Genomic DNA, 14,288 nt, shown 5'->3' with positions numbered 1-14,288 from the left:
GTTGACCTGTTCCATATATGTGTTTAAACTAATATCGCTTTCAAGACGCCAATTTCTTAATCAAATAATTTAATTCAATACTTATGTACTATATTTTCTTTAGTCTTAGCTCGGTCTACAATATTGCACAAATCAATTCGCATCTCTTTACCAGAATTATGCATCAAATGCATTTACAACCCTTTTCGACAATTGAAGAGCCCGGATGCCTTTGCAGATTTCCAACACTAGAGTAATTATTTTCAGTGTCACCTAATATCTCCATACCTATCGTCGTTTCAATAGCCCTTAAGGAAATTACTTCTTGAGTTCTTTCAAAATAACAAACTAATTTTACCTCATTTAATATAGGATTCATATCTTTACAGTAATTACATTAATCCACTCCCCTTCGTTACCCGAGCGGCTCATACTGATAATTAAACAACATGTTATTTGATTCGTCAAACTTTTTTAAAGAAAACATAAGTAAAAATCACAATTATTTTTAGCGGCTTTTATTTAATTCCGATTAAACGAACAAACTATACCGAGCGGCTCGAGTTAAATTCAAACTAATAAATCCAAGAATTTTTTTTTGAGCGGCTGATTACTTTTTTAAAAAAATTAAAATATAAATTGAAATAAATCCGTAATAGTGATAAGTTTAATATATAATAATTTTGGGGTGGTAAAATGACTATAGCAAATTCAATTAAAATTTCATTTAAAGGTTCAAAGGGAAATCAGTTTGGAAGAGATACATACGTAACAATGATCCCTTTCAATAAACTTGAAAGTTTCTTTAAAGTTTTTCCAGAAGTTCAACGCAAACTAAGTAAGCCACGCGTTAAATCAATCGCGAAGTATATCTTAGATGGTATCGATAAGAAAAGAATGACATTTTTAAGTGCTATTACAGTAACTTGTAAAAATGAAATTGAATATAATGAAGAAGAATCTACTATTGATGTCGATATTAGCACTGTTTTCTCTATCAACGATGGACAACATCGGTCTGAAGCTATTAAATTAGCCATTACGACATTAAAAGAGGCTAAAAATAACTCAAGTAGTTATAACGAAAGAGAAAAGCTTACAGAAAAACTTAACATCTTAGAAAACATGACTATTCCAGTGGTGATTTTCACTGAAATTGATCAAAAAGGAGAACAACAATTATTCCACGATTTAAATCTATTAGCTGGTAAGCCTAACAAATCTATTGCATTAAACTTTGATTCAAGTGATCTGTACAGTACATTAGCTAAAGATTTAGCTAAAAACAACGAGCAATTATTAAGATTAAAAGTCGAAACTGAAAAAACTCAAATTCGTGGCAATAACAATCAAATTATGGTTCTTTCTACATTAAGAAATATGTTATGCTATATCATTACAGGCGCAAATAAGGATAAAGATAGTAAATTAAATATCGAAAATTACAATGATACCCACCATACACTTGATGAAATCCTCAATTTACTATTCGAAGTATTACCAGAAGATGCTTCTAATCGTGAAAAGTACATTATCGGTACTGCGGCTACGCTACAAGGAATCGGTAAATACTTAAACGAAGTGATTTATAATCAAAATAACGTTGATTGGCAAAATGAAATTGAAAAATTAGGCACGATCGATTGGTCTCATAGTAGTTTTATATGGGAAGGTTATGGGGGTAGCTACATTCCTGAAAAGAATAAATTTGTATTTACTGGTACTAGTGCCGGTATTAATGGAGTATATGAAGCTTTGAAGAACACCTTGCATAAATAATAAAAACAGAGCCGCTCATTTTAATTGAGCGGCTCTGTTTTTTGTAGAATGAATATATAAAATCACACATACAACTCCTTACTACGAAGATAATTAACCCGGCGGCTCAAACACCTTTCACCTCAACTAATTTCTAACCTTCGAAAATTAAATTCAAGACCATGAGAAGTGTGCACGCAACCAATTTAATTGATACCATGTTCCTTTTTGCCCCACTTAGTGGATAACGATCAATTATTCCAAAGCCTGCTTAAACTAGGCTAAGGTATTTTACATTATTTATTACGTTTTATTTCATGTTTTTCGGATGTCTAATCCCACGCATAACGAGCAAGCATCATGCATTGTGAATCTATACTAACTCCAGCAATGACAGCCTTGATCTTCATTTATTGCACTAAAGTTCTAATTCAATTAACCTACCCGTAAGCAACTAGAACGCTGAAAAGAAAAAGTGTATTATTCTCCTGGATGAAACTGATAGTATAAGTTAAAAATTTTCACATTCTTAAAGAAGGGTAAACTTTGGTTGATAAAATTTCGGGCTTTATTTCTTATTCATCCAGAACGATATGTTATCTGGGGGGATAGTTTTACTTTTGATGCTCCTTAATTTTACTAAACTTAGCAGTATGGATTTTTTTATACTTTCCAATTAAAAAAATTTTAAAATGATTAATTACACTTCTGAACAATTCACCCGTCTCTCTATAGTTAGAATTATTTATTAATTGGCAAATTGGGTATTCGAGTAAATCCCCGAAAAAATTAAAATTTCATTAGAATCATAATGATTTATGTTTATTTCATTAAATATTCTAACATCTTGATAGTCAAAATTATCAAAATCATCAGTTAGGTTTGTCATAAGCCCATCCCCTTTTGCTTTTAATTTCTTCTAAAGCTACCGAAATTTGTTTTTTTGTATTTTCTTATGTTTTTGCAAAACAACGGATCAACTCCCCTAGAATAAAGATGTTCCTTGAGACTTCAAACCTTAATATGAAACTAACCAGTTATTTAAATCTTTTCGAGTGATTGCTTTGGAGGCATATCTTTAGGGTTTAAAAGACTAATGGCGAATTTTAATATGGACGATATTATAATTTATTGGTGTAGACATTTTTTTACAAACTATTTCTCGGAGTAAATATTAAACTAGAACTTTTTTCCTATTTTTATATCTTAAGGTCTTAATTCTAGCAATTTTTCTTCCTAATAAAAAGCGCTCATTACTTGTCGCATGGAGTTCTTTCATGATTCCCCCCATAATCATTATTTTCGTCATATACCGCTAATACCAGGTCTAATCACCCACTTCACAAATCCCCATAAGTCATCTAATCGACTATACTCTCTAAATAAATTTTCTTAAAGAGGCACTTTAAACAACATCAATTTTGAATTTAAATGTCTTTCTGTAAATAAATTACTTTATTAAGACTCTCTTTTTTACTGTTATTCTTGTATAATAAACCAAACGGTTACTTTTTCAGGAGAATCCTATGAATTTTATTTATATTAATCAAAACATATTAGATAATCTCTTTTATATCTTGGTAAGCATTTTGATTTATTACATTTTATTAGATCATGGCAAAAGGTTAAGTCAATATGGCAAGACCCTTATCACTGCATGCATGAGCTTTCCTATTATATTATGTATGAAGTTTCCTATTTATATTGATGAATATTGTGTCCATGATCTCCGGCAAATCCCTTTTATAATAGGAACCCTTTATGGCGGTTGGCCTGTAGGGGCTGCCCTGTTAGTCATCATATTATCTTTTAGATTTGCTTTTTATGGTTTCAATTTACTTACGTTAATTGTATATATCGTTATCTTTATTATAACGGCTCTATTTTCTTCCAAATTCAAAAATTTTAATAGAAAAAATAAGCTAAATAGCTCCATACTATTAATATTGTTTCTAGGAATACTAACCAGCTTTATTTCACTCGCTATGTCTGATTATTTTCGAATAACGGAGGCGTATGTATTTTACTTTATTATTCTCCCTCCTTTCATTATTGCTTTAGCTGTATATATAATGGAAATTTCAAAAGATGCAATTTTAATCCGGACACAAATGATAAGGCTTGAAAAAATGGAGGTAGTCAGTCAGCTTGCAGCCAGCATTTCACATGAAGTTAGAAATCCTTTAACGGTTGTGAAAGGATTTGTTCAACTGCTAAAGACTCCTGATCTTACTCAGGAAGTAAAAGAACAATATATAGAGCATGTTGTTAGGGAGCTTAATAGTGCAGAATCAATTATTAGTGAATATTTAGCATTTGCAAAACCTGCACTTGAAAAAGTGGATACTATTTCAATTAATCGTGAAATAGGTTATGTAATTGAAATGATAAAACCATTGGCTAGCATGAATTTAGTTACTATATCTGAACAGTTGACTCCAGGCATTACTAGGGGGAATATTCAACATTTCAAGCAATGCTTCCTAAACCTCATCAAGAATGGTATAGAGGCAATGCCAAACGGCGGGGAACTTAATATTGTTTCTTATGTAAATAATTTCGATATCATTATCGAAATCAGTGACAATGGAGTGGGAATGAATAAAGAACAAATAAATCGTTTTGGCGAGCCTTATTACAGTTCCAAAGAAAAAGGGACTGGGTTAGGATCAATGGTGGCTGTCAAGACCATCCAAACGATGAATGGCACACTTCATATAACTAGCCTTTTGAATAAGGGAACAACGATTTCAGTGACACTTCCCGTTTATCATGAAGATTATTCTACAAAATAAATGAAGAATCACTCCTCATATAAAAAAAGTCCGCCATTTACGGCGGACTCAGACTGTAGACAAACTCGAAGAAAAGCGAATTTGCCTACAGTTTTTTTATTTAAAAGAAGTTCCAGTTGATTTCAGAAATCCGCTCCCTTTCCGCCGACTGCCTGCCAAGCCTCCTCGGCGCAAGCGCCTGTGGGGTCTCGGCTAGCCAGTAATTCGGCAGGAGTGTCGCAAATTTCTTCAATCCAATGAGGATTACAGTAAAAAACCATAAAAACCGGAGCACTTTATTCGACCAGCTACACTGTCTTGGGCAATTGACGCAGTTTATTGACCTAAACCACACAATATTCGGCCGTTCACGCACAGTATTCGACCGTTCTTGTTCGACCTTCACCTTACTATTCGGACTCTGAACCCCTTTTATATTCAAACAGAAGTCCGCCTTCACCGGCGGACTTTTTACTGTTAAGTCATTAAAATTTATTTTTTCTGTTCAAGGCATTGATAAACCGCCATCATATCTCGTTTGTTCAATTCACGAATCCGGGCGAAAATGGAGATATCGGCAACTGCCTCGGTACGTTCACTTTCAGCCACGACATCCTTTACTTTCCCTGTCAGCCAGGTTTGTACTTCGATGCTTTCGACGATTTCTTTACGACCTTCATCATCGATGCCACTGGCATGACAGCTCACACAAGGGATCGTTAATTTATACACACCGTCATGGATGTTGTCTTCTGAAATGACTTTCTTGCCATTACAGAATGGGCATTTATGACTTGCTTTAATTTTATTGATTTGGGTAACGATTTTTTTGTAGCCAAATGCTTCATAGACATAGGTTAGTTTTTTGTATTTGCCATTGGTGAAGTACTTATCAATAATGGTTTCTCTTGTTTCATTAATATTGGCAAAGTCACAGATGGTGATCTGATTTTTGCTGCTGATTGCTTCGATATTGCCTTTAATGCTGCCCCAGAATGGCTTGGTATTTTGTAAAACTACTTCATAGCCTTTGAGGCTTGCTAGTTCGAGTTCGAGCATTTTCAACGCTGCTTTTGTTTCCCGAGGAAGGAATGAGACATCATCAGTAAGTGCGATATCGCCGCCCACAATCGCTTTTAGTTTTTCCAGTTCCGGCAGCTTCCCTACAATTTTGATGACTTGATCAATCGGCTGTTGGATGAGCTCGCGAATGTCCGTATCACCAAACATCAGCTTTTTATGATGGTTCAGGACCGTTCCTTGACAGACTGGACAGTCGATCATCTCTTTTGTTTCTTTCATCTGCTCTTTAATGATCGATTTCGATACGAAGATATAACGCCCTATGATGAAATTGAATCCTTCCCAAATTCGCGATGCCTTGCCTGCTTTATCGTAAAAGGACTTTTCCCAATACCCATATAAGAAGGTATGCTTTTCGGCATCTGTCATCTCATTATAGCTTTTACTAATGTCGTGACCGAGTTCATTCTTGATCTCATCAAACAGGAATTGCAGCTTTGAATGTTGATAATATTTTAATACCTCCATCACGTCTGGATGTAATAAACCATCCCAGAATGGCACGTTTTTGTCTTGTATGACTACATCGAAATCGAATTTTTCAATGACCCGGCGTCCCGAACAGCTTGGACAATGGTTTTCTGCAGAATAGAAATCAAAGCTTCTTGTATCCTTATTGGTCGGATGTGCAGCCACTATATGGTTGATCATTCCGCCCAATTCATAAAGAAACGTATATTGACTGTACAAGTGCCGTTCAAGATCAATGGCGATCACAGGTGCGATCGTGTCTGATTCGTACTCACCATAAATCACGCGAGCGATTGGTGATAAGCTTTTTAAAATGCCGCCCTTATAGACGTTCTCTGCGTTTTTGAAATAGTCCAAATGATTTTCCTGTAAATAATTGATGCCAGTTTTTGACCGAAGTGTGGAAGAGATATGCAATGGCTCCACATGTTCGTCACTGTTTTTGTGACGATAATAATCATCATGACTGACAACGTCAAGATGCTGGACAGGTGTTAGCTGTCTTTTACCAAAATCCACGATATAATCCGAGCTTTCCAGCATATAGGCATTATGTTCAATCATGATGATGGAGACGGATTCATCCTCCAGAATGACCCTGACACTATCAATGAATTGGTTTAAAATATTTTGCGATAACCCTTTTGAAGGCTCGTCAAAAATGAACAGCGTGTGTGGGTTTCTTGTCTTCGCGAACAGCTCGGAAACTAAGTGGACACATTGAAATTCACCAGTTGATAAAGTTTGTGTTTTTCTTTCTAACGTCAAATAACCAAGTCCAAGTTTGATCAATAAGCTCAAGCGTTTATGAGCGATATCTTCCTTTGGCAATTCTTCGATGATATCTTCAATCGAACGCAGAAAAATATCATCAATTTCATCACTGTATTTGGTGAGTTTCTTTTTAATATCAAGAAACGTCGCAACGGTTGATCGACTGGTAATCGATTTGTTTCGGTCCTGCCCGACCATGACCAGCTTATCTTTTGGATACCGCTTCTGTAAATCTTTAGAGATACATTCATTGACAAGTGTTGATTTACCGCAGCCTGACTCACCCGTAAAGGTAACGAGTCTATTCTTGGGAATCCGGATTTCCTCCATTTGAATATTACGGCAGTAAAGATCCTGAAATTGATAGTATTCCGTTGGCGTTGCTTCATTTCGTTCCCAGCTGATTGGTTTGGGACGTGGTGATTCCTCAACGATTTTCCCGCCATATTTCCCGCTGCCAGGTCCAAAGAACAATTGTTCATCAGTGCTATCTAACACCGTGTCTGAGTGATCAATGAGCCAAATTTGATTCTTATATCCTAATTGCTTAAGCTGTTCCAAAATTTTTAAAAGGGTTTGATGATCAAGACCGACGGAGATTTCATCGATGATGATCACGGTATTTTCACTTGTTGCCATAAATTCGGCCAAATAAAGCCGGGTTAATTCTCCCCCTGACACTGTCCCCATAATACGATTCAAGCCTAAATAACCAATATTCATATTGATTATATTTTGGAGAATATGCTGTTTAGCTTCACTAATATGTAAGGTCTCTGAGAGTGAAAGGATCGTTTCGATGCTTAAGTTGTTGATATCGGAAATAGTATGCGGGCGATCTAATAATTCGATGGTATATTGCTCGACTTCTTGATTGTAGCGCTTCCCCTCACACTTTGGACATTCGACATTTTTCGTCGTACCGCGTCCTTTACAAGTGGGGCACCAGCCTAAGGCATTATTAAATGAAAAAACTTCCGGAGAAAGATTGAATTTTTCTGCAAGACAAACACGAATCTCTTTAAACACACCAGTATGTGTGCCAATGGTTGAACGGGGATTGGCTGAAATGGATGATTTGCCGAGAAAAAGGACCAGTGGCATTTCTTCCATCTTGATGGCGCTGAAGTTGGTTTCCATAATATTAGGAAATAAATACTGATATTCAGACTTGGGCAATAAGGAAACGAGACGCTTCTTGGATTCTTCCCCAATGGTTTGACAAAAAGTCGTTTTCCCGGAACCTGATAAACCGGCAATTCCTAATGATTGGTCGTCTGGCAGTGATGAATCTAAATGGTTTATATTGTTCGCAATTAATCGATTTATTTTCATTTGTAACTCCTCTCCATTTTATTAAGCTCAGTCTTTCATATTAGCACAGCGACAAATGTATTTGGTATTTTTTTAACGGTAGCTCCATCCTTCTATTCTTTCACATTCCACTGCTCCAAAAACGTATGATTCATCGACAAAAATCGTGAACTTAGGATAGGTTTTTTTCCATAATCAAAAGAAGAATAGAGCTTTCTTATAGATTATAAAAACCCCTCTCGATTAAGAGAAGGGCATTCTTTACGAAGTATGACCATATTTTTGCCCAATACACTTATTTTGTATTGGACTTTTTTGCCTTGTTTTCAAGCTCGCTTTTGGGCTCTGTGGAGAATTCGACATCTTTTCCATGTCCCTGCGGGTTAACACCTGGTGCGATTTGGCCTCTTCCTGCTGTCTTTTTACTCATTTCCTTCACCTCCAAGTATATTATGTCCGAACTGTTGTAAATTAAAATCGAGGTCGTTTCTTTCTGTGAACGCATCTCTAAAATCAGGAACTTATAAAAATTAGCCAATAAAAACCTGCATAGAACTAAAGTCTACACAGGTTTCAAAAAAGCTGTTTTCCATATTTCGACTATGGAAATTGTATAACCCTGAACCAATAATCCTATAATTTAATGACCCTAAACACCCTGCTATGTTGGACTGATCTACTTTAAAATACGAGTGTAATTAAATGTGTCTTTGTTCTGAGGAACATCGTGGTCTTCTTTGCGGGAAGGCTGTACTGCTCTTCCTGTATTTCCACTATAGCCTTCTTCCATGGGCCCTGGATAATGATAATGACCATCATTAACTGATTGAGTTGTTGATTCACCAGTCGCCTGGCTTCCTCCCGTTTCCACCTGTTCTTTCTCGTTAGTCAATTCATCTCCTCCTTTTCTAAAGATTCTTTTATAGTATTTGATAAAAGAATAATAAAATTAAAGGAGAAAAAAGGAAGCACTAATACTTACTCCATTCAGATAAACCTGAAAAGTTCCCCTTTGTTATTCCAAGGTCAGAAGTAAGCTCTCCGTTGCATCGTTTTGCAAGAAAGGACTTGGTTCGCCAACAGTATATATTTGTAAGTCATGCATAGCCCTGGTACATGCGGTGTAGAACAATCTACGCAGGCTCTCATCACCATATGTTTGCATAGATGCATCATAAATGATGACAGCATCAAATTCGATGCCTTTGGCCAAATAAGCTGGAATAACAACTACACCCTGTTCATATTCATTTGTGCCTTTCTGTACGAGTTTAATTTCACCGTGGACACTAAGGGCATCGTATGCAGCGGCACTTTCGGCAGCAGATTTACAGATTATTGCGATTGTATTATACTCACGACTTTGAAAGTCTTTGACTTTAGACATGATTTTGTGGTGCAATTCATCACGGCTGGACACTTGAGTTAGTACAGGCTTCTCGCCTTCACGGTCGAATGCCTTAATTCGATGGCCTTCAGGAATTAGTTCACGTGTAAATTCTATAATCTGCTTTGTGGATCTGTAGCTTTGATCCAAGGTTATGCTCTCGGTTTCACCTATCCCGTATAAACTGGTAAGAGTCTGGAAATCTACCCGTTCGCTGGCATGAGCAAATATTGCTTGGTTAAAGTCACCAAGCACGGTCACCCTTGCAGAAGGAAACAACCGTTTCAAAAACTCGAATTGAAATGGAGAATAATCTTGCGCTTCGTCTACAAGCACGTATTTTATAGAAGTATTCGTCTGAAATCCTTGAATTAACTCCTTCAGCAGCAAAAATGGAGTCGCGTCTTCGTAATACAGTTTACCTTCGTCCAGCATTTTTTGCGTGGATAAGCAAATTTCCCTTTCGGCAGGTGTTTTACTCACATTCCACAGTTCGATCATTATTTGTTCGTCAAAAAGTTGCTTGTATATTCCCTTAATATTGATAAAATGAAGTGCTTTTATCCGTTTGCGCAACGTCTTCAATTTCTTTCGAACAATCATACGCGCAAGCATTTTATTCTCTATCTCATAATCGTCAAAGGAATCTTCATTAAGGCCGCGTTTTTTCTCTAAGTAGGTGTATACCTTTTGATAGTCCTCTTTGCTAAGATACTCAATTTCCTCCTGGACCCACGGTTTTTCCAACTCAGACTTTTCCGTTTCATCAAGTAACTCACATAACCACTCTTTCAACTTTTCAATCCTATTGTGAAACCTTAGTGTGGTGTCTGTGTTATAAAATCTTTCTGAGATTTGTTTGGCCGAGACCAGCGTTTCCCCTCGGAACTTTACCCCTCTAAAAATCATTCCAGATAGTTCCAGTGATTGTCTGTATGCTTTGATGATCTCAAAGAAGTGAATCGATGCCTTAAATTGGATACTCGCTGTCCTAGTGCTATAGAAAAGATCATCCGCTGCAATCAACAAAAATTCTAATTGCTCATAAGGATCCTCAACTTGAAACGAGTCAGTCAGACGATGATCCAGGTATTCCTGGAATGTTACCTGCTGCATATTCTCTTCGCCAAGTTCGGGTAACACATTGGATACGTAGTTATTAAACATTGAGTTAGGAGAGAATAGAATGATTTGATCCGCTTTCAGCCTTTCTCGATTCTTGTAGAGCAGGTAAGCGATCCGTTGGAGGGCAGCTGATGTCTTGCCGCTGCCTGCGGCACCTTGAACAATGAGCAGACGTCCGCGATCGTTCCGGATGATCCTATTTTGCTCCCGTTGAATGGTGGCCACAATACTGTGCATATGCTTATCCGTTCCCTTGCCAAGCACCTGCTGCAGTATCTCATCTCCAATGGTGAGACTCGTATCGAACATTGATTCGATAACGCCTCCCTTGATCATATATTGCCACTTTTTCTCCAGCATCCCCCGAATTACGCCTCCGGGAGTAGAGTATTCTATAGGACCGGGAGGATAGTCATAATAAACACTCGAAATCGGGGCCCTCCAATCGTAGATAATGAAGTTTTCTCCTGTTGTATCAGTAAGAGTGGAGGTCCCAATATAAATTTGTTCCGTAAGGGAAGACCCTTTTTCAGTGATATCAATCCGACCGAAATAAGGCACTTCCTGCATGCGGCGCAGTGTTGACAACCTCTTGAAGGAATATCTATGTGCGCCTTCGCTTTGTGACAAGTCTTGAGCCTGCTGCCTTAAGCCAATGATCGTCTCGAGGTAATCATCGAAAGTATCGATATTAACCTTGAGGTCATCCCAAAAATGTTTACGGATATTAACAACTTCTTTTCTGCGCTGTGAAGTCTCTCCTTCTATTTTGCTGATTTGTTTCGTGATTGTTTTTATCACCTCATCCAAACGTTCTTGCTCCTGCCGAATTTCATCGTTCATATCAGACACTCCTTTAAAAAATGAGAAATTAGGGGTTGACTAGAGGTGAGTTTTACCTTATACTTATAGTAAGGGGTAAACTGTTTTTTTGTATATTATAAATTGTGTTTCTATACTAATTTATCATAATTACTGAATTATATCAATGTATATTGCACAACAGTTGCCATAATAAATCGTCATTTTAAACTCTAATTTAACATTTAAAGTCAGTAACCAGTTGAGCCCGTAGCTTGACTGGTTATTTTTTTGTCTACATATTTGAAAGCCTCATTGCTCGTTTTTTCTGTAGATGTGAAAGAAAGTCATACTGTTCATAAAAAATACGGAGAAAAAAACATAAAGACAAATCCATATAAACGGATTTGTCTTTATACGAAAATGCTTTTGTGAATTTTCAATCTATTCGATTTGTGTTTCCGGTTTATTATTTCATCATCTGCCTTGCTTCCATAAACAGCACTTGGATAAACTTTTTCATGTTATTGCGGCTCTGGCTGCTTACTTTTTTGCTTTTGTCTTCTAGTTCCAGCATTTTTTTACGGACTTCCGAGAAATCAAAAAATGTGGATGAATAGGCTTCGAATTTTGGATTCATATAATCCGTCAATCCTAATGAAGCGATATGGATGAGCGCCTGGTTAAGAGCGCGGCGGACACGCTGCTCAGAAGCTTTCATTTCTTTCTGGATTTCGTCCTCTTTCGCTTGATCTCCCAGCTTTTCAGCAGCAATCCCAGCAAAAATTTCCTTTAAATATGGAAACGTGTAGGCGGGACCGAGTCTTTGCTTTTCATTTTGGAGGAACCCTAAAATGTTTAGTAAATCCTCGCTTCCCCCTTCGCCAATCATACCTAAATCGGAAATTAAGGAACGTCCGGCTTCCATGATATTTTTTGTATGAAAGGAGGACACTTTCGAAGACTTCGGGCGGCCCGTAAACACGTTCAACGATTTTTGAATGCCCTGGATCGATTGATCCACCAGTATTCGCTCGTTCACTTTGTTTAATATGCATGAAATTTCAACTTGGTTCAGCGGTTTTGTAATGTAGTATTCCGCCCCTAATCTATATGCCGCTCCAATCAGTTCCTTCGATTCCACTTGCGAAATCATCACAAACTTTCCTTGAAATCCATCAGCAAGAGCCCTGATCGTTTCAATTCCGTCCCTTATTGGCATGAGCAAATCAATTAAGACAACGTCTGCTTTCTTTAAAAACAGCAAGCCATTATTCACTAACGATCCGTCTTCTGCTTCTCCCACCACTTTGCCTAAATCTTCGTCTTCAATCATCTCTGTCAGCATTCCTCGAATGGCAGGATCGTCATCTATAATGAAATAATTCATCTCGTTAACCCTTTCTCCATAATCGCATCAATCGGAAGTCCAACGATGAATACGGTTTCTTTATAGTTATCCATTAGCCTGATATGTCCTCCAAATTTTTCAACAGTTTGTTTCACATACGTTAAACCGATTCCCGTCGAAGGGTTTCCCGCCGCATCGAATTTCTTTGTATATCCTGCTGTAAAAATGACTTCCTTCTGCTTCGGTGCAATGCCGGGGCCATTGTCACTGATGCAAAACTCCACGAATTGATCTTTCCTTTTCACATGCAGAGATACGTATCCCTCTTCTTTAATGGCTTCCACTGCATTGGCCAATAAATTATTTATTAATGATAATACCATATATACATGGTAGGGCGGATGGTCACCATCTATATGCAAGGAAAATGAAATATCTTTGCGAAGGGACTCTGCATATCGTCTATTGGACACGATCATGATGTTACCAAGTTCTTCGAGATTCATATATTCCTGCAGGTTTTCGGAAGACATGAGTTCCGACAACCCCGCATAAATCCGCTGGTTATCTTTTTTGATCTCATGCACGAGACCGGCAATCTGCAACGCAGTTTGCGGATCGCTTCCATTAGTCCCCTCTGATTTTAACCGACGGTAAAAGTCATAACAAGTGCGGGTGATTTCTTCCGCATTTTGCATCGTTTTCTTCAGTTGAACCGATTCTTCATACAAACTTGAAATGAAAAGCAGCATTTGTTCCTTTTGCATGCGCTGCTCCGCTTCTGCGAATTTTGCTTCTCTCAGCTTTAATATATTAAAAAAGCCGAGGACGAAAAAGCTTCGAATAAAGGCGATTAAAACGAGTTGGTCAATGGCTAGCAAGGGTGTGCCCTGATTCGCCAAGAAGGAACGGATCGCCATTTCCGATACACTTGCTAAAAGCTCGATCAATACCCCTAAAAGCCCGATCATAAACGGCTGATCGTGCCGTTCGTTCAATTTCGTTTTATGAAATGCGAACGCGTAGATGAAGTAATAGAAAAAGGCTGGAACATAAAGATACATCGCTTCCTCAACAGATATGTCCCGTATCCCGACAGCCAGTGAAAAACGAAAAACAAACACACTCATTCCCGTCAATATGCCTGCAATAATCGGGTGGATCTCCCTCCCCCATAGTAAAAACAAGAAAAATACGGGGGTTCCCAAACTGACTCTGAATGTATCATCGAATGGATAAAACTTGAATTCACCCGCAAGAGGCACCGCAATCATAATCAATAGCAATATCCTTATACTCTTTTTCAATCCGGTCCCTCCCCAGTCACTATATTAAAAACATAACACATGAAATGGGAAAAAAGAGAGAAGGGTTTTGACTGAAATTATTATTTTTTCTGGCCCTTGTAAGTATCAGTAGGTTTCAGTAGGTTCCAGTAGGATGATCATAAACTTAAAATAATCTAAAAATT

11 protein-coding genes are annotated in these 14,288 nt (G+C 37.5%); 2 read left to right on the top strand and 9 right to left on the bottom strand.

Annotation, left to right across the window (positions count from 1 at the left end; translation table 11 throughout):
• Window positions 1-163 precede the first annotated feature (163 nt).
• Window positions 164-358 (bottom strand): hypothetical protein, encoded by a 195-nt coding sequence (locus V3595_RS01245; RefSeq protein WP_485905088.1) that lies wholly within the window; start codon window positions 356-358, stop codon window positions 164-166.
• 317 nt (window positions 359-675) lie between these two features.
• Between V3595_RS01245 and V3595_RS01240 the strand changes: the two genes are divergently transcribed.
• On the top strand, window positions 676-1,758 hold the full coding sequence (locus V3595_RS01240) for a DNA sulfur modification protein DndB (protein ID WP_458344322.1): 1,083 nt from the start codon (window positions 676-678) through the stop codon (window positions 1,756-1,758).
• 727 nt (window positions 1,759-2,485) lie between these two features.
• On the opposite strand, the gene V3595_RS01235 is transcribed toward V3595_RS01240, so the two are convergent.
• Window positions 2,486-2,626 (bottom strand): hypothetical protein, encoded by a 141-nt coding sequence (locus tag V3595_RS01235; protein WP_485905086.1) that lies wholly within the window; start codon window positions 2,624-2,626, stop codon window positions 2,486-2,488.
• 637 nt (window positions 2,627-3,263) lie between these two features.
• Here V3595_RS01235 and V3595_RS01230 point away from each other — a divergent pair.
• Entirely contained in the window at window positions 3,264-4,532 is a 1,269-nt protein-coding gene (locus V3595_RS01230) for an ATP-binding protein (protein WP_485905085.1), read from the top strand.
• A gap of 122 nt (window positions 4,533-4,654) precedes the next feature.
• On the opposite strand, the gene V3595_RS01225 is transcribed toward V3595_RS01230, so the two are convergent.
• The 7 genes from V3595_RS01225 to V3595_RS01195 all read right to left on the bottom strand — a co-directional run bounded on the left by V3595_RS01225 (window position 4,655) and on the right by V3595_RS01195 (window position 14,124).
• Complete coding sequence (locus V3595_RS01225) at window positions 4,655-4,792, bottom strand: hypothetical protein (RefSeq protein ID WP_485905083.1); 138 nt, start codon at window positions 4,790-4,792, stop codon at window positions 4,655-4,657.
• Between the two features lie 211 nt (window positions 4,793-5,003).
• Window positions 5,004-8,174: an ATP-binding cassette domain-containing protein gene (locus tag V3595_RS01220; RefSeq protein ID WP_485905081.1), complete on the bottom strand. Its 3,171-nt coding sequence runs from the start codon at window positions 8,172-8,174 to the stop codon at window positions 5,004-5,006.
• A 274-nt stretch (window positions 8,175-8,448) separates the two neighbouring features.
• Window positions 8,449-8,583, bottom strand: coding sequence for a small, acid-soluble spore protein L (gene sspL, locus V3595_RS01215; protein WP_485905080.1), 135 nt, complete (start codon window positions 8,581-8,583; stop codon window positions 8,449-8,451).
• Window positions 8,584-8,829: 246 nt separating this feature from the next.
• The gene (locus V3595_RS01210; protein WP_485905078.1) at window positions 8,830-9,045 is read right to left on the bottom strand and encodes a hypothetical protein; all 216 of its coding nucleotides are present in this window, start codon (window positions 9,043-9,045) and stop codon (window positions 8,830-8,832) included.
• Between the two features lie 123 nt (window positions 9,046-9,168).
• Window positions 9,169-11,508, bottom strand: coding sequence for an RNA polymerase recycling motor HelD (gene helD / locus V3595_RS01205; protein ID WP_485905076.1), 2,340 nt, complete (start codon window positions 11,506-11,508; stop codon window positions 9,169-9,171).
• A 427-nt stretch (window positions 11,509-11,935) separates the two neighbouring features.
• On the bottom strand, window positions 11,936-12,856 hold the full coding sequence (locus V3595_RS01200; RefSeq protein ID WP_485905074.1) for a response regulator: 921 nt from the start codon (window positions 12,854-12,856) through the stop codon (window positions 11,936-11,938).
• Window positions 12,853-14,124 (bottom strand): sensor histidine kinase, encoded by a 1,272-nt coding sequence (locus V3595_RS01195; RefSeq protein WP_485905073.1) that lies wholly within the window; start codon window positions 14,122-14,124, stop codon window positions 12,853-12,855. The genes V3595_RS01200 and V3595_RS01195 overlap by 4 nt, the downstream gene beginning before the upstream one ends.
• Between the last annotated feature and the right edge of the window lie 164 nt (window positions 14,125-14,288).

The organism is Bacillus sp. CFBP9009 (genome assembly GCF_036541465.1).
Taxonomy (GTDB): domain Bacteria; phylum Bacillota; class Bacilli; order Bacillales; family DSM-1321; genus Peribacillus.
The sequence above is the reverse complement of the archived record's forward strand: the minus strand, read 5'-3'. Positions and strand labels throughout refer to the sequence as shown.

Coding starts and splice junctions, on each gene's coding strand:
- V3595_RS01245 (WP_485905088.1), bottom strand. CDS start 358: ATGAATCCTATATTAAATGAGGTAAAATTAGTTTGTTATTTTGAAAGA.
- V3595_RS01240 (WP_458344322.1), top strand. CDS start 676: ATGACTATAGCAAATTCAATTAAAATTTCATTTAAAGGTTCAAAGGGA.
- V3595_RS01235 (WP_485905086.1), bottom strand. CDS start 2,626: ATGACAAACCTAACTGATGATTTTGATAATTTTGACTATCAAGATGTT.
- V3595_RS01230 (WP_485905085.1), top strand. CDS start 3,264: ATGAATTTTATTTATATTAATCAAAACATATTAGATAATCTCTTTTAT.
- V3595_RS01225 (WP_485905083.1), bottom strand. CDS start 4,792: ATGGTTTTTTACTGTAATCCTCATTGGATTGAAGAAATTTGCGACACT.
- V3595_RS01220 (WP_485905081.1), bottom strand. CDS start 8,174: ATGAAAATAAATCGATTAATTGCGAACAATATAAACCATTTAGATTCA.
- sspL (WP_485905080.1), bottom strand. CDS start 8,583: ATGAGTAAAAAGACAGCAGGAAGAGGCCAAATCGCACCAGGTGTTAAC.
- helD (WP_485905076.1), bottom strand. CDS start 11,508: ATGAACGATGAAATTCGGCAGGAGCAAGAACGTTTGGATGAGGTGATA.
- V3595_RS01200 (WP_485905074.1), bottom strand. CDS start 12,856: ATGAATTATTTCATTATAGATGACGATCCTGCCATTCGAGGAATGCTG.